The following is a 22,852-nucleotide window of genomic DNA, read 5'->3' on the forward strand; positions in this document are numbered from 1 at the left end:
TTCGGCGGGCGCTACGTTTCGGGGCTCGCTGTTCGCTCGGCCCTGCGCGGGCTTCGCCCGCTTGGTCTGGCCTTCGGCCCCCCCTGCACATCGCTAGGCCAAAAGCACGGGCCAAGGCCCGGAGCGCAGGCGGCCAAGCCGCCTGCCCAAAAGCTAAAATTTGGCCCAAAATCTGAAGCAGCAGCCCTTTTTCCATGAGTTCATAAAAAGAAGTAAATGTATCAAGCACTTATTGCCCAAGAAAAGAAATTAGCAGTTATTGGTCTAGGTTATGTGGGCTTGCCCATCGCCTTGGCCTTTGCCAAAAAACTATCGGTTATTGGTTTTGACATCAATGCCGAAAGAGTGGCCCAAATGCAGCAGCAGCAAGACCCCTCTAAGGAGTTGGATGCCCAAGCTTTTGAAGGAGCAGATATTGTCTTTAGCCATGAGCTAGAGGATTTGCGCCAAGCCCATTTTTATGTGGTGGCCGTGCCTACGCCTATTGATAGCCATCGCAGCCCCAATCTTCATCCTTTGCTCTCGGCCTCCAAAACGGTGGGCCAAGTGCTCAAAAAAGGCGATTATGTCGTTTTTGAGTCTACGGTTTATCCCGGTTGCACCGAAGAAGATTGTGTCCCTATCCTAGAAGCCGAATCGGGCCTAAAGGCGGGCCTAGATTTTAAAGTGGGCTATTCGCCCGAGCGCATTAACCCCGGAGATAAGGAGCGCACCATCGAGAAGATTGTCAAGGTGGTTTCTGGAAATGATGAAGAGGCCCTAGAAAACATTGCCCAAACCTATGAGCTCATTATTGAGGCCGGGGTGCATCGGGCCAGCAGCATCAAGGTAGCCGAGGCCGCCAAGGTCATTGAAAATACCCAGCGCGACCTCAACATTGCTTTGATGAATGAGCTCTCTATCATTTTTGATAAAATGGACATCAATACCTATGAGGTCTTGAAAGCCGCAGGGACCAAATGGAACTTCCTTAATTTTTATCCGGGCCTAGTGGGCGGCCACTGTATTGGGGTAGACCCTTATTACTTGACCTACAAAGCGCAGCAGCTCAATTATAATCCTCAAGTAATTTTGAGTGGCCGCCGCATCAATGATAATATGGCCGAATATGTGGCCAAAAAGGCCTTGCAGTTTATTTTGCAGACCGATACGCATCCCAAATCGGCCAAGGTATTGGTGAAGGGCATTACCTTTAAGGAAAATGTAGCCGATATTCGCAACTCTAAAGTGGCGGATTTGATTGCGGCCCTAAAAGATTATGCCTTGCAAGTAGAGGTGGTTGACCCCTATGCCGCAGCCGATGAAGTGGCCCATGAATACGGCATCGAATTGGCCCAGGAGGTTGGAACAGACTACGATGTTGTCATTGTGGCCGTAGCCCATGAGGAATACAAGCAGCTAGATGCCGCTTATTTTCGTTCTATAAGCAAAGAGGGCGCGCCTATTTTGGACCTCAAAAACCTATATGCGAATTGGGCCGAAGATTTGCCCCTTCGTTGGACACTTTAGGGCAAAATGCTTAGAGAGAAAACCCATAGAAGAGCGCTTCTTTTATGGGTTTTCTTTATTTTAGACCTAGATCTATTTTGCTTCAAATTACGTATTAGAAAGGGCTATTAGGGTCCACAGGGCGCGAAGCGCCCGCAGGCTGAGGGATGGAAAGCAGTGGCCCAAAGGGCCAGACCTAGGCGGCGAAGCCGCCGCAGGGCCGAGCAGACCTGCGAGCTGCGGCACAGCCCGACCCGAAGGCCCAAAGGGCCGTAGGGGCAGCCCCAAAAAAACATAGAAAACATAAGCTTATGCGACAGATATACCTATTTATATTTCTTTTGACAGTGCTTTTGCCCCTACAGGCTCAGGTTGATTTGGGGGCGGACCAGCCGCTTTGTCCCGGCAGTAGTTTGACCCTAGATGCGGGCAATGCCGGCAGTAGTTTTTTGTGGAGTACCGGAGCGACAACGCAGAGCATTGTCGTGAATAATCCGGGCATTTATTGGGTGGATGTAGATGCGGGTTCGGGCCCTGTTCGAGATAGCATTGAACTTTTGGCCGTGACGCCTTTGTCGGGACCAACATATTTGTCAGATACCACAGCTTGTGTGGGCAGTCCGTTGTTGTTTTTGGGCGATCCTTTGGCGGCCTACCAGTTTTGGTCTAGCCCTTTGGGAGGACTTCTGGGGGAGGGCGACAGCCTGTCTATGCTGCTACAGCAAGAGGACAGTTTGTATTGGAATGCCTATGCCAGCAGTTTGCAATATAGCCGAGGCGAGCAGCAAAGAGGAACCACCTCACAGGCTGGATTTTATGCAACAGGCAGTTATCGGGGGATCCGTTTTGATGCCAAAGAAGCCTTTGTTTTGCGATCGGTAGAAGTAGAATTTAATGGAAGTTATACGGGCCAAGTTAGCCTGCTGGATGCTTCTGGGCAGAGGTTGGCCAGCTATACGATACAGACCGCTGGGGCTGGCGTATTTGTTTTGCCCTTAAACTTTTCGGTACCGCAGGCCAATGGTTTGGAGCTGCGCCTGACGGGTAGTGGCGGGCAGCCTTATATGGAATATCCCTACTCGAATTGGGGGAATCATGATTATGAAGAATTGAGCTTAGTGGCGGGAACGCCCTTTGCTACCGTCTATAGTTGCTTTTATAATTGGGAGGTAGAGCGTTTTGCTTGTTTGGAGCAGCAAGGCGTTGCTTTGGGCAGTTTGTATACGCCCAGCACCAACTTTCCGGAAGATACCCTAAGTTGTGGCAGCTCCGTTTTCTTGGATGCGACGAATGCTGGGCCAACAATTTATAACTGGAGTAATGGAGCGAGCACGGCCAGCATTTTGGTGGGAAGCACGCAGCAAGTTAGCCTGAGCATGACTGATAGTAGCGGAAACTGTAGTTTTACAGACAGTATTTATGTAGAGGTCCTGCAACCGCAGGGAATATTTACCAACTTTACAGATAGTACGGCTTGTTTGGGCCAGCCTCTGCTCTTGGAAGCTTATAACACGGCTAATACGACCTTTTGGCGCAGCCAAGCCGATGATAGTCTTTTGGCCATAGGCAGTAGTTATAGCTTGACGGTAAGCGGGGCAGATAGTCTTTATGCCCAAAGCTTTGGAGGCTATGAAATCTTGAATCGGGGAGAAGCACAGCGGGGAACAACATCTCAGGCTGACTTTTACAACCTAGGCAACTATCGGGGCATTGTCTTTAATGCCTTGACTGATTTTTATTTGGAGTCGGTAGAACTAGACTTTAATGCGGGTTTTCAGGGCGAGCTACAATTGCGTTCGCCTTCGGGGCAGGTTTTAGCTAGTCATCCTTTTACTGCAGCCAATGCGGGGAGCTATACTATTTTGCTCAATTTTACGGTACCTGCGGGCAATGGGCTAGAATTGCGTTTAGTAGGGGCTGGGGGGCAGCTCTATATGGAATTCCCTTATAGCAATTGGTCCAATTTACAGTATCCAGAACTAGAATTTGTAACGGGAACGCCCTTTGGGACCGTTTATGCAGGATTTTACAACTGGAAAATTCGGGACTTTAAATGTGAGGAGCGGGCCTTGGTCCGTTGGGATGCGGCTTACACGCCCTTAGTTGATTTTCCGACAGATACCATTAGCTGCGGGGCCGATGTTTTATTGGATGCGACGAATGCCGGACCAACAATTTACAGCTGGAGTGATAGCAGCCAACAGCCGCAACTTTTGGTTAGTAATAGTGGTCCTTATACCATTGACTTAGTAGATAGCACTGGCACTTGTGCTAGCCGAGACAGCATTTATGTCAATATTGTTGCTCCTTTGGGGGCCAGTAGCTCTATAAACGACAGCAGCATTTGTATAGGGCAAGAAATAAGCGTTTTGGCTCAATCAGCAGGCAGCCATCGTTTTTGGAGAGACTTTAACGGGCAGCTTTTGTCCGCTACAGACAGTCTGTCTTTGCTAGTACAACAAACAGATAGCTTTTACTTGCAAGCTTTTGGCGCTTATGCCTTGAACACTAGAGGCGAAACACAAAGAAATACAACTACACAAGCAGGCTATTATAATGTGGGAAATTATCGAGGACTTCGTTTTAATGCCTTGACTGATTTCTACTTGGAATCTGTGGAAATAGATCTTAATGCTCCTTTTAGTGGTAGCGTACAGCTACTAGATGCTTCTGGGCAAATTTTGGCCACTTCTGCGGTCAATGCCACATCTGCGGGAACCCTACAGCAAGCCCTTAACTTTGTGGTTCCAGCGGCCAATGGCTTAGAATTGCGTTTAGTTGGAACGGGCGGGCAGGTCTTTGTGGAGTTTCCCTATTCAAATTGGTCTAGTTTGCAGTATGCCGATTTAGAAATATTGGGGGGAACACCTTTTTCCACAGTTTACAACTGCTTTTATAATTGGCAGCTTCGGGAGTATTTCTGCGAGGAGCGAGATACGGTAAATGTCGACGCCTTGCCTACCCCTACTTTTGACTTCCCTCAGGATAGTTTAGTTTGTGGGCAACAAGTAACCTTAGATATGAGCTACCTTTCTGCGGGCAGCTATAATTGGAGTAATGGCAGCAGTTCGCCTAGCATTCAGCTCACGCAATCTCAAAATATAGAACTGTCAGCGACTATCGGAAGTTGTAGTTATCAAGATAGTATGCAGCTCTACATTGTAGATACCGTTGCTTTTCAATTGAATGATACGGTTTCTTGTGGTGGCGACTTAACCTTAGCCGCCAATGGAGATAGCTCGGGTATTTACCTTTGGTGGGATGCCGCTCAAGCTGGTCAGCTTTTGCATCAAGGACAAAACTATACTACAACTTTGTACGATAGTAGCCAGTTTTTTGTAGAAGCCTATGCCAAGTTTCCAGAGATACTCACAGTAGGCTTTACGCAAAATAATAATACCACCCAAGGCGATTATTTTATCTTGCCTTCTGACCGTAGAGGAATTCGTTTTGATGTGGCCGAGGATATTTATTTGGAAACGGTTGATTTTTATGCCAATGGTCTAGTTAATGGCCGAGTACTAATTTTGGACCCTAACGGCCAGTCTATTCATGAGCAGTTTTATAACTTCAATCATTTTGGCGCACTCACCATTGATATAAACGTATTTTTGAGACAGGGGACCGGCTACCAAATCCTTTTTGAGAAGTATGCGGGAACAGGGGCCCTTTATGCCGATTATCCCACGGCTTATCCCTTAAACTATGGCGCAATTCAAATGCAGGAAGGGGTGCCCTTCACTCAAGTGTATTACTATTTTTATAACTGGAAGTTGAGCGAGCTGAGCTGTCCTAGCCAAAGACAAGCCATGCGTGCCGATATTCTCCCTACGGTAAATACCAATTGGGCTTCGGATTCAACAGCCTGTGGCAATAGCCTAACGCTAGACCTTAGCCAGCCTAATGCTAGCTATCTTTGGTCAGATGGAAGCACGGGCCCTTCTATTACCCTGAATCAAACGGATACGATTTGGGTGCAGGCCCAACTAGGAAGCTGTATTACAGAGGATACCCTAGCCGTATACCTCACTAATCCGCCTAGCTTCAATCAGCTGCCTAATGATACCACCCTTTGCGCTGGCGGAGTCAATTTATTGGCGAACAGTACAGGCTATACCCAGATTTGGTATGCCGATGCCGCTGGCCAGCAGATTTTGGGGTATGGCGATAGCCTCAACCTCACGGTTAGTGATAGTCAGACGGTTTGGCTGGAGGGCGTAGATTTTATGCCTTCTTCTCAAAATTATGCTTGGCAGGAGTTTCCAACCCTAAATGGTCTTTTTGAAGAGATAGGAAACTCTTTTTATCCCGAAAGAGGCCTTTTCTTCGATGCAAATGAACCTCTGCTCCTCGATCAGTTTTCTGTTTTTGCCGATTCTTCCGCAGAGGTCGAAATTCTGCTGCTCGATCGCTTCAATAATAGTTTGTACAGCCAAAACTATACGCTACAGTTTGGCGAAAATATTATCCGCCCACAGTGGTTTTTGCCCCAAGGCAATGGTTACCGCCTCAGCATTCGGATGATTTGGGGTAAGGGAATTTATACCATAAGCAACTTTTCTTATCCGCTAACGGCTGATGCTATTACAATTCAATCGGCTTATCCGCAGGCTTTGGCCACGACTTATCCTGCCTTTTTCCGACTAAAACTGAGTCGTTTGGCCTGCGCCACCAACCGCATTCCGGTCCAAATAAATGTACCTGAAGCCGCCCTGATTACTATGCCTTCAGATACGGCAATTTGTGGCTCGGCCAATAATTTAGTCCTTAGCGCTACAACAGCAGCCAATCCCAATTATCAGTATCAATGGAGTACGGGAGATACTACGGCACAGGTTCAGCTGAATCAAGCAGGAAGCTATAGCGTTACTGTGACCAATATGGGCCTTTGCGAAAGCCGAAAAAGCTTTGACCTGCAGCTGCTTTCACCCCCATTGCCCTATTTTGCCAGCGATAGCAGTATTTGTAGCTCCAGAACGCTAGAGATGTTGGCGCCGCCCAGCGATGGCATCCTCCAATGGCAAAATAGTCAGTCGGTTGTCTTTTTAGGGGCACCCTATACCGCCTATATAGATAGTAGCCAAAGCTTTATTATCCAAAACCAAGCAAAGGCCTATACCCGCTTAGGCGAACAAATGGCCCAAAATCCACAAGATCTTAGCCAATATCAACCCTTTGTGTTGCCCAACCTCTTTGATGTGGCGCAGCCAATGCTGCTCGATTCGGTGGCGGTTTATGCCGCAACAGCCCCCACTACGGTGGAGCTGGTCCTTCGAGATAGCAGCAGTCAGGAGCTGGCCCGAAAGAGCTTTACGATCCAACAAGCACAAACAAAGGTGTTTTTACCCGCCAATTTCTTTATTCCGATGGGCAATGGGTACCGCTTAGAATTAGTGGGCCTAAATAGCGACTTTTTGATCCAACAAAACTTAAGTTATCCCATTAGCTCCAATGCGCAGTTGGCAACACTTACTGGAACCAGCTTGCCTGGCCTTAGCTATAGCCCTTTCTTCGATTGGCATTTTGGCTATGGGATGTCAGGCTGTGCCGCTAGCCAAACCGATAGCTTTAGCGTAAATGTACGCCTGCCTTTGCTTTTGCCCGATAGCCTCTTTAGCTGCGATACGGCCCTGCTGGATGCTAGCTTTGCGCAGGCCCAATCTTATAGCTGGAATACTGGAGCCACAACGGCAAACATTATCGCCGATACAACAGGCCTTTATTATTTGAGTATGGATGCCGGAAATGGCTGCCAGGCTAGCGATTCGGTCTATTTTAGCCAGCCCATTCCCTTAGCCCTGCCTGCCGATGGCCCTCTTTGTACCGATGAGCTCAGCAGTAATTATACGGATAATATGGCCCAAAGCTTTAGCTGGTCTACGAGCGAAACAACAAGCCAGATTATTCCCCCTAGCCCCGGAAATTATAGCCTCAGTTTGCTCGATAATTTTGGTTGCCAGCTTTCGGACTCTATCTTTATTAGCCAGTTGGCCAGTCCGCCTATTGTAAATATTGGTTCGCTGCGGCCTATTTGCGACAACCGCTTACTCGATGCGGGTTTTGGCAACCAAGGCTATAGCTATAGTTGGTCGACTGGCGATACCACACAGACCGTTTTGGCCAGTTCGGCTGGGGTCTATGAGGTGACGGTAACGGCCCCAACGGGCTGTAGCGGACAAGATTCGGTCATTTTGTATCAGGATAGTTTGCCCACGGCCAATTTTAGCTATACGGTTAGCGGCACTTCGGTGAGCTTTAGCAATTTGTCGGTCAATCAAACGAGCCAAGTTTGGTATTTTGGCGATAGCACGGCCACTAGCTTTGGCAGTCCCTTCCATTTTTATCCCGATACGGGCTGCTATGAGGTTCGCCTCTATGCCTACAACGATTGCGGTTCGGATACGATTATTCAGGCTTTGCCTGTGGGGGTGGACCCCGCAACTTGCCAGCTCGGCACGGCAACGCTTCCCCTGGTCCAAGTTTATCAAGAGCTGCAGCTTTTCCCCAATCCCTCTTCGGGGCAGCTGAATGTACAGCTCAAGGCGGCTCCTTTATCGGATGGCGAACTTCGGATTTATAATTTATCTGGACAGTTGCTCAAACGGACCAATTGGCCGGCGGGGCAGCAACTACAGGCTTTGCAGTTAGAAGATTGGCCCAATGGCCTTTACCTGTTAGAGCTGCATTTGCAAGGCGAAAGCTGGCGAAAACGCTTTGTCTTAACGCACTAAATGAAGAAAGCCTCCAACTGTTTTAGCTGGGGGCTTTTTTATGTTTTTTTGGGGCCTGCCGCCTTCGGCGGCCGGGCCCTTGCTGGGCTCGCAGGTCTGCTCGGCCCTTCGCTTTTTTCGCTTTGCTCAAAAAGCTCGGTCTGCCGCTGCGCGGCACCCTTTCAGGCCCCTAGGCCTGCGGCGGCTTTGCCGCCTGCTAGTTGAAACCAGCAGCCATATAATAGCGGTATTGCTTCGCAATGGTCTATGAATGAGGGTTAAAACCCTCATGAAGTGAACTTCTCGGCCATCCTTTGATAAAGAATTCCTAGCGCTTTTTCTTTTGAGGTTTTTGCTGCAAAAAACAATCAAAAAGGCGGTCGTAAATAGCCAGTTGCTGGCCATTTTTGCTGCTTTCTTCGGTTTGTTGAAGTGCATAGAAGTAGTTGCCGCCCAAAAATATGAAGACGACAAAGAAAACTAGAAGTACATGTTCTCCAAGAAGAAATAAAACAAATGGTCCACAAAAAATTAAGGTCTTAAGGGCAGCTCGTTTTACCCAACGCCAGTAGCTTTTTTTTGGCGAGCTCCAATATAGGCCCAGCAAAAACTTGCCAAAAGTGGCTTTCATGGGGCTGGTTTCAAAGGCCCAATGGTAGGCAAAAACAATAGCCGTAAAAAAGGGAATCCAGTTGAGCTTTTGCCCCAAGCGATTGATCTGTAGGGCCTGGCTGTATTTTGCTGAAGAAGGGTCTATACTAAGCTGTTGATAATAGAGCTCATATATTTGTTCTGAAAATAAATGAGAGAGGTAAATAGAGAGCACTAAACAAAAAACAAGATCCAGAAAGCTGGCAATTGTTCTTCTTTGTAGTCTGTCGCTTAAGTCTTTGGATAATGCCATGTTGGGCTAGAGTTTACAGAGCGGAAAAGAAATTTAGTGGGGGCAAAAAGGCCAAAAGCAGGGCGGCCGCCTTCGGCTGAGGGATGGATAGCAGTGGCCCGAAGGGCCAGAGCCAGCAAAAAAGCGCAAAGCGCTTTTTTGCGCAGGGCCGAGCAGACCTGCGAGCTGCGGCACAGCCCGACCCGAGCGAAGCGAGTGGGCAGCCCCAAAAAAAACAGCTAGCTTTCTTGCTCAGGCAAATAAGTAAAATAGCTATTGCTCATTAAGCCGTGTAGTAATTGGCCCCGAGGGTGTTCATAAATCATTTTGCTGCCAATGAGGAGGATGGCCAAATAGATAGCGCCCGCAAAGAAAAAAAGGTCCTGATCATAAACATACATATATATCGGAATGTTGACGACGGTCGCCTTGATGAATAAACGAATAGAAAACTGAATAAAAGATGGTCTTTTTCCCTTTGTAGTAACCAATGTTAAGTTCTTTAGATGTTGCATTGGGCTGGCCGACCAGAGCGAGAAAGCCGTATAATGATAGGCCAAGGCCACGCCAAGTTGGATAATCCAGCAGTAGAGCCAGTAATCTTGAAAGTACAGTTGCGATAGCAGTGGACTAATATCCCATAGAATATTGACGCCCATGATGGAAAGAGTAACGATGATTATGCTATCTAGGATAAAAGTCAAAATACGGATACTAAATTCAACTTTTTGCATGATTTGTTGGGACTATAGTCCTCACTTGAGTTCAAGGAGGAAGTAAAGAATAAAATTTAGCGCTTTTTTTTCTCTGGCAAATAGACAAAATGGCTATTGCTCAGTAATCCATGAAACATTTGTCCCTTGGGGTTTTCATAAATCATTTTGCTGCCAATGATGAGAATGGCCACGTAAATCAGGCCTGAAAAGAGAAAAAAGTCGCCATCATAGACAAATAAAAAAAGCGGAACATTGATGATTAAGGCTTTGAGAAATAGGCGAAAAAGAAAGCTCAAAACGGATAACTTTTGTTCCTGAGCATTGACCAATTTTAGGCGGGCCAGCCGCTGGCTGGGGCTAGCGCTCCAAACCGACCAAGAAACATAATGGTAGCCTAGGGCGAGGGCCAGTTGGATGATCCACCAATAGAGCCAGTAGTCCTCTTTGGGGAGTAGGCTTTGAAGCTCCTCGCCAAGAGTCATATAAGGTCGCAGACGGATCTCCTCTAAGATGTTAATCACAACAATTGAAAAGACAACAATAGCAATGCTGTCTATAGCAAAGGTCATTATTCGGGCAGTAAGTTCAACTTTTTTGTTCATCGGGATTTATTTTGGCGTTCTTTAAGGCGCTCCGCTTCGGTTTCTTTGGCCCAAAATTCTTCCTCCATTCGCTCTAGAGAAATTTTGGCTTCCTTTTCTTTTTTGGCTAGGGTCCAACCCGACCAACTATCATGAAAAAGCTGGCCTAAAGATGTCTGCCGAGCTTCATTGTAAAAAAAGAGTAGCATCAGCAAATAATAGGCCCCTACGCCTAAAAAAAAGCCATCCTCCAGAAAAAAGACAAAGCTCATCGGAATAAGCAGCAGAAACAGAATTTTACTCCAAATATGAATATGGATACTGCCCCAAGATAAGGATTGTTCGGCTTCTTTGTCCACAGCCTGCCAATAGAGGCCCAAAATGCGCTGCCCAAAAGTGGCCCGCCAACTAGAACGCAGGCCCATATATTGGTAGGCCAGACTAAAGGCGATAAAAAAGCCAAGCGCAAAGGTAAAATCGCTGCCATCGGGGGTGCCGCCCCAAATTTCAAGCAGTTTGTCCATCATCTTGACAATAAAGGGCAGCTCTTTCATCCCAATAAGCAGCCCAATAATTACGGCCAGATGAATAGCCGTATCTATACCAAGGGCCAGAATACGTCGGCCAAAATGAGGGGGAGGAGTTAAGGTTTTTTTCGCCATATTGGGTTTGTTGAAATTAGCTTCTGTTTGGCCCATTTATCGGGATATAAGGGGTAGCTGAGAAATAGTAGCTGATAATAGCTAACAAATAAAAAAGCATAGTAAGGGATAAGGATTAAGAAAAAGCTCTTTTCTATGCAAATTAAAAGAAGAGGGAAGTTAAGGAGAAAAAGCTTATAGATTAGCCTTTTGAGTAGTTGTTTTTGATTGGGCCGCTCCCAAACTAAGCCCAAAACTATTTTGCCTAAAGTTCGCTTAAAAACAGATTGACAAATATAACTGTAGGCAATGTAAAAGCTAAGGTAGAGCCCCCAATATAGAACTAAGCTTGGAAGCTTCAGGGCAGCAAGAAAAGAAACAAGGCCCAACTCTCGACTAAAAAACAAGAGTAGGGCCATGAGGAGATGATCTAATAAAAAGGCAGAGCGTCTAGCGACAAGCATTTTTTGAACTATTTTCAATATAATATTAAGACCTTAAATCTTTCCCCAAGGTTGTAATTTAGCCGCTCTTAACCAAAAAAGAGCTATGAGACCCTCGCCCCACAGCTCTTAAAACCAAAACTTAATCTATGCTAAGACAAACGCTTAGATAACTGCGCATAACTATAGGCCTCTAAACCCAAATAAAAAGGAAAATAAAGGATGTAGTAAATCGCAAACAAATAAGGACCTACCTCCGGAATAACCAAAAACAAGGGAAACGGAATAAAAGATATCACCTTAGCCGCAAATAAACTCCACTTATAACCATGCGTAATCTTATTGCTCTGACTAAGGGCCTCTGAAGGCGATAACTCCTTGTCGAGCAAAATATACAAACTCATAGAGTAGCTATAAGACAAAATAAGGCCCGGAATAATCGCAAATACATAGGCCGGCCCCAAAATCATGTTGTACAAACCCGCCCAAAGAAAAAATTCACCCATATTCTTCCGATAACGACCATCAAAAATAGCAAGCGGATTCACCGCCTTGCCCTTGCTCATCTCTACGGGCAAAGAAAAAAGTGCAATAGTGGTCCCTACGTTTACATACGGAATCCAAATCGTAAGCATCCATAGTAGGGAAGCCCCCAACAAGGACAAAAAGTTTTTGAGGCCCCAAACAAAACCTTTGCTCAAGAGCTGCCCCATGCCTAACTCAACCACTACAGCCGATGACTGTGCATTTGATACATCTTTCATGTTTAAAAATTTAAGTTTATTAAATAAGATGTAACAAGTATATTGCTTAATTTTCACTAACGCAAGTTGTGGACGCATTTTTTTGATATATTTTTTAAGTTGTGTCTGTTTTGGCCCTTTTGGGATGGGCTTGCGTTTTCAAACTGACTTTATTTTTTTAGCTTTGCAGCCCAATCTACTGGGTTCAAAAAAACAATCTTATGCGACTCTATTTTCCGCTATTTTTCAGCTTTCTTTTCTTAGGGCATGCGCTTTGGGCCCAAAAAGAAGAGCAGGAGGGCAGTCTGCCCGCCGCCTTCCTGATCGATATCAATTATGCTTTCCATCTGCCCGAAGGCGATATGAAGGCCGATTATTATCAGAGCAATAGCGCTGGGGGGCAGTTGGCCTATCTTAGCCCCAAAAACTGGATTTTTGGCCTTTCGGGCCAGGTCATTTTTGCCGATCGAGTGAAAACGGATGTGCTGGCCCCCCTGCGTGAGGCCAATGGCGAACTCATTAGCCTTTATGGCGATATGGGCCTGACGCAATTGGGCCAAAGGGGCTTTATTTTTACGGGCCAAATCGGAAAGTTGGTTTCGCTCAATAAAAAGAATCGCCGCCACAATCTGGAGTTTCGCCTGGGCGCCGGCTATATGGAGCATTGGGTGCGCATCCGCCTAATGAGCAGAGAAGAGGAGCTTCCACAATTGCAGGGCGATTATATTAAGGGCTATGACCAACGCCGAGCAGGCCTGAGCTTGCAGCAGTTTGTGGGCTACCGCTATATGAGCCGCAACCGCATGCTCAATCTTTTTGTGGGCCTAGATCTCAATCAGGCCTTTACCACTAGCGTCCGAGGCTGGGATTACCACCTCCGCCAAGCCAATACAGAAAGCCAGTTCGATATGCTCTATGGCTTCCGCGCAGGCTTCTGCATCCCCTTCTTTATCTATAATGAAAATACCCGTAGCGACGAGCTGAAGTTTTATTAAGATGTTTTGGGGCCTGCCGCCTTCGGCGGCCGGGCCCTTGCATGGCTCGCAGGTCTGCTCGGCCCTGCGCTTTTTTCGCTTTGCTCAAAAAGCTTGGTCTGCCGCTGCGCGGCACCATTTCAGGCCCCTAGGCCGACGGGCCTTCGGCCCTTTTTACTGTAGGTTAAAACCTACAGCAAAATGGCATTGCTTCGCAATCATTGATAGATGAGGGCTAAAGCCCCTCATAAAATTAACTTTCGGCCATCCTTTGATAAAAATTTCAGGCCAGTCAAGGCTTAGCTTTAGGCCCTCTCCCAAAACAAAAAATAGAAATATTACAATATCATGGCGCTTTTCTTCTATCGCCTCGGACTTTGGGCCTATCGACTAGCCCTACAATTGGCTAGCCCTTTTGTCCCTAAGGCCAAACTATGGACCCAAGGCCGCCAAAATTGGCGAAAAAAATATGCAAAACAATTGGCCCAACTACCCAAAAATAAAAAGCGCTATTGGTTTCATGCCGCTTCTTTAGGAGAGTTTGAACAAGGCCGCCCACTATTAGAAGCCCTGCGTGCCCAAGAACCCGAGGCCCTCATTTTGCTCAGCTTTTTTTCGCCCTCAGGCTATGAAAAACAAAAAAACTACGCCCTAGCCGATTGGGTGGGCTACCTGCCCATGGATGGCCCAAAAAATGCCCAAGATTTTATTGCCCTTTTGGCGCCCGAACAAGCATTTTTTGTGCGCTATGAGTTCTGGTATTTTTACCTTAAGATTTTAGCCGAAAAAAATATCCCCGCCTATCTGGTCTCCGCCAATTTTTGGCCCGCCCTACCATTTTTTAAGCCTTGGGGCGGCCTGTTTAGAAAAATGTTGGCCCAATATCAGCAGATTTTTGTGCAAGATGAATATTCTAAAGATTTGTTGGCTAGCATCAGTTGCCCCGCTATCGTTACAGGCGATACTCGCCTAGATCGGGTGCTCAGAATACGAGAAGAGGCCAAAAATTATCCCTTGGTCCAAGAATTTAAAGGCGAAAATAAACTTTGGGTGCTGGGCAGTAGCTGGCCCGCCGACGAAAAAATTTGTTTGCCTTTTTATCTGGACCATTTGCAGCCCAAAAACTGGAAACTACTCATCGCCCCCCACGAAATAGGCGAGGAGCGCATCCAAAAATTACTCAATAGCTTGCCCAAAGGCTCGGCTATCCGCTATTCTAGCCTGAGCGAAAAAGAATTGTCGGGCCAAGAAAATATCTTAATCATTGATAATATCGGTATGCTCAGTAGCCTCTACCGCTATGCCAATATGGCTTATGTAGGTGGAGGCTTTGGCAAAGGGATTCACAATACACTAGAACCCGCAGTTTATCAAATTCCCCTTTTCTTTGGACCAAATCACAAAAAGTTTGTAGAAGCAACTGATTTAATTAACTTAGGCCTTGCGCAAGCTATCCGCAGCCAAGAGGAATTGGCCACCGCTTTTAATGGGCTCAACTACAAACTGCTGGCCCAAAAAGCAGAGCAATATATTCAGGCGCAGGCTGGCGCTAGTCAAAAAATTCTGGACTACCTCAAGCAATCAACAGAGTGAAGTGGAGCATTAAGAATATGCAAGCAGGGCTAGTACGCCTTTGGTGGGTCAATATATATCCGTTTTTTTACTGGTTTCGGCTTCCCCTGGCCGCAAGCAGTCTTTTTTTGGCCCTTTGTATTTTTACAGGGGTGCAGCTGGGCTGGTTTCGAGCCCCTTTTTCGAGCCTTTCTCCCTTGGCGGCAGTCCCCTCAAGTAGCTCCGTCGTAATCGAAATCAGAGATTGGGAAAATAGCCAAAACCGCTTGCAGGCGGCCCAATATGCCGATGCCCTAAAAGCCATAGGCGCTAGCGAGCATTGGGTAGATGAATTGGCCCTTTGGCAAAAAGAATTGGCCCGCCTTAAACGAGACAAACACCCCTTTGCCAAAAAACAAATCTTTACGGCTGTTCAGCTCAATGGGGCACAGTCTCTTTCTTATCTACATATTGCCGCCCAATTCCCAAAAGAGTTGCGGCCCACCCAATTAGCCGCCCAATTGAAGGTCCCAATTACCGATAAACACAGCTATCGAGGGAGCCAAATTTATCAATTGGAGCTGCCTGATGGAGAGCGATTTAGTCTCTGCCAATACCGCTCTTTGCTCTTGTTTAGTCGAGAGTCGGCCCTAGTAGAGGCCGCCCTAGAGCAACTGGGCAGCATTCGCTCTAGTCTGAGCTGGGAGCAAGATTTTTTGGCCCTACAAGATAATCGCAGCGATTCGGACCTCAGTTTTTATATCAATTTTCAGAATTTACCGCTTTTGGCCAATTTGCTTTCTGGCCAAAGTCTCCCTTTTGTAGAAGGCCTAGCCAATGATTTTAGCTGGCAGGGCTTCGATTGCCGCTTCCAAGAACAACATCTGGTGGGGAGCGGACAGCTTTATTTGGCCCAAAAGGATGATTACTGGAGCTATTTGTTAAATGCGCCTAGCAATGAAAATAGCCAAATTGCCGCCTATTTGCCCGAACAGCTGGCTTTTGCCCTAACGGTTAATATCTCGGCCTTTGGCGATTATTACCGCCAACAAAAAGAGTTGGATCCCGATTTCTCTCGCTATATTTTGCCCTATTTGGGCCGAGAGCTGGCCTTTTTTATGCAAGAGCCCGCCCAAGAAGAAGATTTACAACCTGCTTATGCAGTGGCGCTGGCCCTGCAAAATCCCTTGGAGGCCAAAGAGAAACTCAAAAAACTGGAAGGCGAAAAAGGCCTATTGGATAGTATGCAATACCAAGGGGCCGAAATTAGAAGGTTGGCCAAAAATGGCCTGCTCAGCCCCTTGTTTGGAGGCGAGTTTGCCCCCTTGCAAACTCCCTATTATCTGATTGCCGACAACTACCTGATTTTGGCCAATAGCCGCCGACAGCTAGAACGCTGGTGGGAGCAATACCAAAATAAAAAGATGCTGGTCCATAATCCCGTTTTTAAGGGCCAAGTAGAGCAGATGAAAAACCGCTCGACCCTCTATTTCTTGATTAATACGCCCAATGCAGCCCTTTTATTCAAAAAGTTTTTGCGCAAAGATTGGCGAGATGCCTTTGACCAGCGCTTTTTGGCCTTTCGCTCGCTCTATCCCATGGGCCTGCAGCTAACGGCGCATAAGGGCCATTTCCTCAGTACCTTTTCGGCTGCTACCCAAGCACTACAAGAACAGGCAGGGGCCGAACTGCTCTGGCGGGCCGCCTTAGACAGCAGTTTGTTGATGCCACCCAGCCTGTTGCAAAACCCCAAAACAGGAAGCTATTTTATTGCGGCCCAAGATAAGGCCAAGCGCCTCTATCTTTTTAATAATGCGGGAGAATTGCTCTGGAAAAAAGCCCTGGGCGAGCAGCTATTGGGCCCTCCCCAATTGGTGGATTATTATAGTAATGGAAATTATCAGTTGGCGGCAAACACCAAAAGCAAGATTTATATCTGGGAAGAAGATGGCGAGCTGCTCAAGGATATTCCCTTGGTCATTCGGGCCCTAAATGCGGTTATGTCGGTAGACTATGGCCGAGGATTGCGCTTTTTTGTCTCCGCTGCCGATAAAAATATTTATGGCTTCGATAAATTTGGAAAACCCCTAGAAGGCTGGAACCCCAACAGCAAAATGGGCGCTCTGCGCTTTCCCTTGCGCTATCTAGAAAAGGGCGAGAAGGATTATATCTTGGGTATGAGTGGCTCGGGCCAGTTGTACTTTATGAAGCGCAATGGCGACCGAAGAATGCCGACCAAAAGCTTTAAGGGCTATTATCTCGATAATTTTTATTTGGACCTAGAGCAGGAGCGGATTGTGGCCGGAGCCACCAACGGACAAATTGAAGTCTGTAACCTGCAAGGCAAAAAGTTTGGCATTCCGCCCCCAGAAAAAAATATGAAGGGCGTTCAATTTGCTTATGCCGATCTTTTGGGCGACCTTCGCCCCGATTTTATGCGCCTGATGGGGCAGAAGTTGTACATCCATTATTATGATACGGCCCAAAGTCTGCAAGCGGCTCCGGTATATGAATATGAGGCGCCTCAAACAGACATTTTTCCGATTCGTTTATTGGCCCAAGAAAAAGCACTTTTGGGCAGTTATTCGGCAACAAAGGGCCAGATTTATCTGATTGATGCGGCAGGAAAACTACAAAAGGGTTTTCCCCTTGCCGCCGATGGTCCCTTTGTGGTAGCCGATCTTTTTGATGATAATAATAATGTCTTGCTTTGTAGCCAAGGTAAGGAATTGAAGGCCTATAAGTTGCGTTAGAAGATGGATTTGGGGCTTGCCCGCCCTGCGGGCGGGCCGGGCTGTGCGGCAGCTCGCTGTTCGCTCGGCCCTGCGCAAAAAAGCGAAGCTTTTTTGCGCGGTCTGGCCCTTCGGGCCACTGCCTACCATCCCTAAGCCGAGGGCCAGCCGCTTGGCCGGGCGGTCCTTGGCCCAGCGCTGCGGAGGGGTGGCCGCAGGCCAGACCGAAGGCGAAAGGAACTGAAGCCTGAAGGGCCGAGCAGACCTGCGAGCCCCGCAGCATAGCGGCGGCCGCTTTGCGGCCGCGGGCCCCAAAAAAAAGAAAAAAAACGCTTGAAAAGCAACGAACAAAAAAAATAAAATAGAACAAACAAAATGAAAGCAGCAGGTCAAAATGTAAAGGTTTGGGACAAAGAATTTGCGCCCTTTATTTCTGCCCAGCAGATAGAGGAACGGATTGAGCAATTGGCAAGAAAAATAGAGCAGCAGTATGCCGAAACAGAACAGCCCATCGTTATTTTGGGCATCTTAAATGGCTCATTTCGCTTTGCCTCCGATTTGGTCAAGGCCTTGAACATCCCCCTAGAAATTAGCTTTGTGAAGCTGCAATCTTATTCGGGAACCAGTTCTACGGGGCAGGTCACCGAAATGATTGGTTTGGACCTTGATTTGGCGGGCAGAGCCGTATTGATTGTAGAAGACATTGTTGATTCGGGCCGTACGCTCTACCATTTTTTGCCCAGCTTGAAGGCCAAAAACTGCTTGTCGGTGGGCCTTTGCAGCCTATTGGTCAAGCCCGATGCCATGCAATATAAACTGCCCATTGACTTTGCGGGTTTTGCAGTGCCCAACGACTTTTTGCTCGGTTATGGCTTAGATTACGACAAGCGTGGCCGAGAATTAAATGATATTTATAAGGCGATAGATTAAGAAAAATGAGAATTGATATCCTTTCTGCGCAGCCTCAATTGATGGAGAGCCCTTTTGCGCATTCTATAATGAAACGGGCCCAAGAAAAGGGGCTTTTAGAGGTTGTTTTGCATGATTTGCACGACTTTTCTACCGATGAAAAGTATCGCCGAATTGACGACTATCAATTTGGAGGTGGCGCGGGCATGGTCTTGGCCATTGAGCCTATTCATCGGGCCATAGAGCATTTGCGGGCCGAGCGGGAATACGAGCATATTATTTATATGACGCCCGATGGGCAAACCTTGAATCAAAAAACTTGTAACCATTTATCCTTGGCGGGTAATTTGATTATCATCTGTGGACATTACAAGGGCATTGATGAGCGAGTGCGCGAGCATTTTGTGACTATGGAAATCTCTGTGGGCGATTATGTGCTTTCTGGTGGAGAATTGCCAGCTTGCATCTTGGTGGATGCCATTGGGCGTTTGTTGCCAGGTGTATTAGGCGATGAATCTTCGGCCCTCTTGGATTCTTTTCAGGATGGCATTTTGGCGCCCCCCGTATATACTCGCCCAGCCGACTATAATGGCTGGAAAGTGCCCGATATTTTGCTGTCGGGCCATGAGCGAAAAATCAATGCTTGGCGAGATGAGCAAGCCTTGTTGCGGACCCAGCAGCGTCGGCCCGATTTATTGGAGGAATAGATCAGCTATGAAGTTTTTAGTCAGTTTATTATTTGTTGGCTCGACTGTCCTGCTTTTTGGGCAGTCGAGACTGTCTACGCCCATGGAGATCATGGCATTTATGGAGGCTTCGCCCACCCAATACCGCATCGATCAATTGTATGGGCCGCCGCCCAAGCGGGAGCGGCCTGTTTTGGCCAATGGGAATTATGTGGAGCTAGAGGACAATCGAGAGCATTTGCGAGATTATGCGGCCTTAGAAACGGAGGCGCATAAGGCCCTTAAAGCCAAAGCTTTGGCCTTGGCCAATCGGGAACGGCCCAAGTATAAAAAGATACGCAAGCTGTATCAGCAAATCTTAGATGATATTCCGCAGCATGCCCAGATATTAACATATATGGGCGACAGCTATTATCGGCAAAAAAACTGGGAAAAAGCGCTCTTGTACTTTGATCAGGCCCTAGCCGCCAACCCTATTGATTATGTGGCCCAACGCCTAAAAGCGGAGGTTTTTTTACTGCAAAAAGATACGGCCAAGGCGGCCCAAGCCATTGCCAAGGCCCATCTGTTGAATCGGAATAATAAGCTGCTCTTGCTTCGCTTGAAAGAAATTTGGGCCTTAAATGGCCAAAACTATGAATTGGCCTGGGGCTTTGACCCCAAATGTTATCTAGAGCGAGAGGCCGATACCGTCAGCATTGTAGCCGATGGGGTTTGGTTGACCTATGGCATGTACAAGGCGGTTTGGTCCTATGAACCCGACTATCAGTACATCAAGTCCAGACAAGAGGTTTCTGATTTTCTCTTTCATGCCGAATTAGAAGGGACCCTAGGCACCTTTTTGACCTATAGCGCCCTGCCCGAAAAGGGCCGAAGAATTGAGCCCGCCCTAGAGGCTTTCGCCCAAGCCCTAGATGCCGATTTATTGGAGGAATACGTCTTTTATGAGGTCCTTTTGGTCGACCATCCCGCTTTGGCGGCCCATTTGACGGATGAGTTTGCGGCCAAGCTTTTAGAGTATATGCAAAAGATTAGGAATCAGGACTTTGGGCGAGATTAAATTAACAGATCTATAACAAGGAAAGGGAACAATAAGCTGTTTAGAGTTGTATAAAAGGCTTAAGTTTAAAATAGAACAACCAAACTCCCTTTTTCGCTTATGGCAGCAAAACCGATTTCCATTGATTTACAAGCGATTTGGCGCAAGTATATTTGGCCTTATCGTTCTTTTTATTTGCTTGGCGGCTTCCTTATTTTGGGCCTTATTATCCTTTTTGGGACCCCGCTGGGGCTTTATCTTCGGGATATAGAGCAGCTTCGTCAAGACATACAGGCTTTTGGTCCTTGGGGGGCGGTCATTTATGTGGCGGTCTTTCTTTTGGCCAGTTTGCTCGGTCTGCCGGGCTCTGCTTTTATGCTGTTGGCCATGCTTTTATATGGTAGTTGGGAGGGGGCGGCCCTGACCTATTTTGCGGCTTGGTTATCGGCCTTGGCTACTTTTTATTGGGCCAAATTGTTGGGTGGAAAAAATGCACCTCAGGCCAAGGGCTGGCTCAAAAAATATGTCGAAAAGGTAGAGCAGCGCCCTTATTGGAGCCTCATTGTAATTAGAACGTTCATGCAATTATCGCCTTTTGTGGGCTATAGTTTGGCCTTTAGCCAAATGAAACCCAAAGACTATATTTTGGGAAATGCCCTGGCGCTTTTGGTCCCTATTAGCTATATGGCTTTGGCCTATGCCATTTTTGAGGCGGGCTATTTTTCCTAATGAGTATAAAGGTTTGGGGCCCGCGGCCAGCTAGCCGAAGGCTAGCTGGCCGCCGCTATGCTTCGCCGCTCGCAGGTCTGCTCGGCCCTGCGTTTTTTTCGCTACGCTCAAAAAACTTGGTCTGGCCTACGGCCACGGCTGCGCAGCGCTGGGCCGCTCAACGGTCTTTTTTTCTTTTGGGCATTCTTCTTTGGCGGTTTTGGCCCTTGCCTAAATTCCTTTTGAAGGAACAGAAAACGACATAGAGGAGTTAATAGAGACTTCAAGCATCAGCGCTAATCAAAAAGATATGATAACAATTACGAATGGTTTTTTACAGCCTTATATCAAAGACCTAACGCCTTTAGCGACTTATAGGTCTAAATTTTTTAAGTACTTTTTACAGGCCCATCATATTCCAGTGAGAACAGATGATTTAATAGATTGGGAACATTTAGGCCAAGAATATTATACCTTTGATGTAGAGACAGATGAGGACTGGGTTACTGCTCGGCTAAAAGAGACTGAGTTATCAGAATATCCAGAGTTAATTGTAGAGATGGGCTATGGTAAACCAATTTGCAAAGTAAAAACCTCGACTTTTATAGCGCACTGGTACGATTTCTATGGAGCTTCTGGTTACCAAGGTATCAGCGCAGTCAGTTTAAATTTAAAATATCTGATAGAATTACGTCATGATACAGGCTTGTTTTACAGTAACTTCAAGATAGATCCAGATTCATAGCCTCTTGTTTTTAAGCTATGTCTACTAGGCTGTTCTTCTTTGGCAGTTTTGAGCCCATGGGCTTAAGCCCATTTTTATTGCCTTTAGCATGGCCGCTTTTGTATATATATCCATCCTACAGGCCCAGCTAGCAGGCGGCGCAGCCGCCGCAAAGGAGCGAAGCGACTTGGCCTAGGGGCCTGAAAGGGTGCCGCGCAGCGGCAGACCCAGCCAGCTTGCTGGCGCAGGGCCGAGCAGACCTGCGAGCCCGGCAAGGGCCCGGCCGCCAAAGGCGGCAGGCCCCAAAAAAAAACTCCAGATAAAAATCAGTAGAAAATAGGAAACCTTAGGCCAAGGCATATAGGGTAGCCAAAAATAAGTTGCTTTGCAAAACAATATATTGCGTCGCTCTTCTTATCTTGTAGGACCAAAAATCAATCAGTTATGTCAAGAATAAATAATAGAACAGTCCTGATTACAGGGGGGGCGGCCGGAATCGGGAAGCTCATTGCAGAACGCTGCCTGCGCCAAAGGGCCTATAAAGTGATCCTTTGGGATATTAACGAGCAGAAATTATTGGCTACTCAGGCCGAGTTTAAGGGCCGAGGTCATGAGGTGGCCGTGCAGGTAGTTGATGTGGCCAATTTAGAAGATATTGAGACCGCCGCCGCCGCTTGTAAAAAACAATGGGGAATGGTGGATATCCTCTTTAATAATGCCGGCATTGTGGTCGGTAAACGCTTTGAGGAACATAGCCACCGAGAAATTCGGAAAACGATCGATATCAATGTTTCGGCCCCTATGCATATTGCCCTGCAGTTTTTGCCCGATATGCAAGACCAAGGTGAAGGCCATATTGTTAATATTGCCTCGGCTGCCGGCCTGATTCCTAACCCGAATATGTCTGTATATGCAGGCAGCAAATGGGCCGTAGTCGGTTGGTCCGAATCTTTGCGTCTAGAACAAGAGGAGGCCAAAAATGGGGTAGTGGTGAGCACCATCCTGCCTAGCTATATCAATACAGGCATGTTTGATGGCGTGACCGCACCCGCACTTACGCCCATTATGGAACCCGAATATATTGTGGATAAAATCATGAAGGCGGTTAAGGAAGATGATATCCTGGTGATGGAGCCCTTTATGACCAAGGCGATTCCCTTGCTCAAAGGTGTTTTGCCCACCCGCGCTTTTGATTTTATCGCAGGCCGCCTATTTGGGGTCTATAAAACCATGAGCACCTTTAAAGGGAAAGCGCCCAAAGAGGCTGTACCCGATAAAGATGAGTTGAAAGCAGAATAAAATAGAAAGGGCCAGCGATTTTCGC

16 protein-coding genes are annotated in these 22,852 nt (G+C 47.1%); 11 read left to right on the top strand and 5 right to left on the bottom strand.

Annotation, left to right across the window (positions count from 1 at the left end):
* The first annotated feature begins 216 nt into the window (after positions 1-216).
* The gene (locus SGRA_RS18195) at positions 217-1,509 is read left to right on the top strand and encodes a nucleotide sugar dehydrogenase (RefSeq protein WP_015694288.1); all 1,293 of its coding nucleotides are present in this window, start codon (positions 217-219) and stop codon (positions 1,507-1,509) included.
* A 290-nt stretch (positions 1,510-1,799) separates the two neighbouring features.
* Positions 1,800-8,219 (top strand): T9SS type A sorting domain-containing protein, encoded by a 6,420-nt coding sequence (locus SGRA_RS18200; protein ID WP_015694289.1) that lies wholly within the window; start codon positions 1,800-1,802, stop codon positions 8,217-8,219.
* 307 nt (positions 8,220-8,526) lie between these two features.
* Here SGRA_RS18200 and SGRA_RS18210 read toward each other — a convergent pair whose 3' ends face one another.
* From SGRA_RS18210 to SGRA_RS18240, 5 genes are all read right to left on the bottom strand, one after another.
* Positions 8,527-9,102: an RDD family protein gene (locus SGRA_RS18210; RefSeq protein WP_015694291.1), complete on the bottom strand. Its 576-nt coding sequence runs from the start codon at positions 9,100-9,102 to the stop codon at positions 8,527-8,529.
* Positions 9,103-9,320: 218 nt separating this feature from the next.
* The gene (locus SGRA_RS18220; protein ID WP_015694293.1) at positions 9,321-9,815 is read right to left on the bottom strand and encodes an RDD family protein; all 495 of its coding nucleotides are present in this window, start codon (positions 9,813-9,815) and stop codon (positions 9,321-9,323) included.
* Positions 9,816-9,871: 56 nt separating this feature from the next.
* Entirely contained in the window at positions 9,872-10,399 is a 528-nt protein-coding gene (locus SGRA_RS18225) for an RDD family protein (protein WP_015694294.1), read from the bottom strand.
* Complete coding sequence (locus SGRA_RS18230) at positions 10,396-11,040, bottom strand: RDD family protein (RefSeq protein WP_015694295.1); 645 nt, start codon at positions 11,038-11,040, stop codon at positions 10,396-10,398. Before SGRA_RS18230 ends, SGRA_RS18225 begins: the two co-directional genes overlap by 4 nt.
* A 574-nt stretch (positions 11,041-11,614) precedes the next feature.
* Positions 11,615-12,226, bottom strand: a complete 612-nt coding sequence (locus tag SGRA_RS18240; protein ID WP_071823223.1) for a DUF975 family protein — start codon at positions 12,224-12,226, stop codon at positions 11,615-11,617.
* Between the two features lie 200 nt (positions 12,227-12,426).
* Here SGRA_RS18240 and SGRA_RS18245 point away from each other — a divergent pair, with 200 nt between their 5' ends.
* The 9 genes from SGRA_RS18245 (at position 12,427) to SGRA_RS18305 (ending at position 22,827) form a co-directional block, all read left to right on the top strand.
* Positions 12,427-13,200 (top strand): hypothetical protein, encoded by a 774-nt coding sequence (locus SGRA_RS18245; protein WP_015694298.1) that lies wholly within the window; start codon positions 12,427-12,429, stop codon positions 13,198-13,200.
* A gap of 327 nt (positions 13,201-13,527) precedes the next feature.
* Entirely contained in the window at positions 13,528-14,772 is a 1,245-nt protein-coding gene (locus SGRA_RS18255) for a 3-deoxy-D-manno-octulosonic acid transferase (RefSeq protein WP_015694300.1), read from the top strand.
* A 17-nt stretch (positions 14,773-14,789) separates the two neighbouring features.
* Positions 14,790-17,483: a DUF3352 domain-containing protein gene (locus SGRA_RS18260; RefSeq protein ID WP_015694301.1), complete on the top strand. Its 2,694-nt coding sequence runs from the start codon at positions 14,790-14,792 to the stop codon at positions 17,481-17,483.
* Between the two features lie 354 nt (positions 17,484-17,837).
* Positions 17,838-18,392: a hypoxanthine phosphoribosyltransferase gene (gene hpt / locus SGRA_RS18270; RefSeq protein ID WP_015694303.1), complete on the top strand. Its 555-nt coding sequence runs from the start codon at positions 17,838-17,840 to the stop codon at positions 18,390-18,392.
* Positions 18,393-18,397: 5 nt separating this feature from the next.
* Positions 18,398-19,078 carry a tRNA (guanosine(37)-N1)-methyltransferase TrmD gene (gene trmD, locus SGRA_RS18275; RefSeq protein WP_015694304.1) on the top strand — a complete coding sequence of 227 codons (681 nt, stop codon included), beginning with the start codon at positions 18,398-18,400 and terminating at the stop codon, positions 19,076-19,078.
* 7 nt (positions 19,079-19,085) lie between these two features.
* The gene (locus SGRA_RS18280) at positions 19,086-20,117 is read left to right on the top strand and encodes a tetratricopeptide repeat protein (protein WP_015694305.1); all 1,032 of its coding nucleotides are present in this window, start codon (positions 19,086-19,088) and stop codon (positions 20,115-20,117) included.
* A 99-nt stretch (positions 20,118-20,216) separates the two neighbouring features.
* The gene (locus SGRA_RS18285) at positions 20,217-20,825 is read left to right on the top strand and encodes a TVP38/TMEM64 family protein (protein WP_015694306.1); all 609 of its coding nucleotides are present in this window, start codon (positions 20,217-20,219) and stop codon (positions 20,823-20,825) included.
* 289 nt (positions 20,826-21,114) lie between these two features.
* Positions 21,115-21,549, top strand: a complete 435-nt coding sequence (locus SGRA_RS18295) for a hypothetical protein (RefSeq protein ID WP_015694308.1) — start codon at positions 21,115-21,117, stop codon at positions 21,547-21,549.
* A gap of 423 nt (positions 21,550-21,972) precedes the next feature.
* Positions 21,973-22,827: an SDR family NAD(P)-dependent oxidoreductase gene (locus SGRA_RS18305; protein WP_015694310.1), complete on the top strand. Its 855-nt coding sequence runs from the start codon at positions 21,973-21,975 to the stop codon at positions 22,825-22,827.
* The last annotated feature ends 25 nt before the right edge of the window (positions 22,828-22,852 follow it).

The organism is Saprospira grandis str. Lewin, from assembly GCF_000250635.1.
In the GTDB taxonomy this organism is placed as follows: Bacteria; Bacteroidota; Bacteroidia; order Chitinophagales; family Saprospiraceae; genus Saprospira; species Saprospira grandis.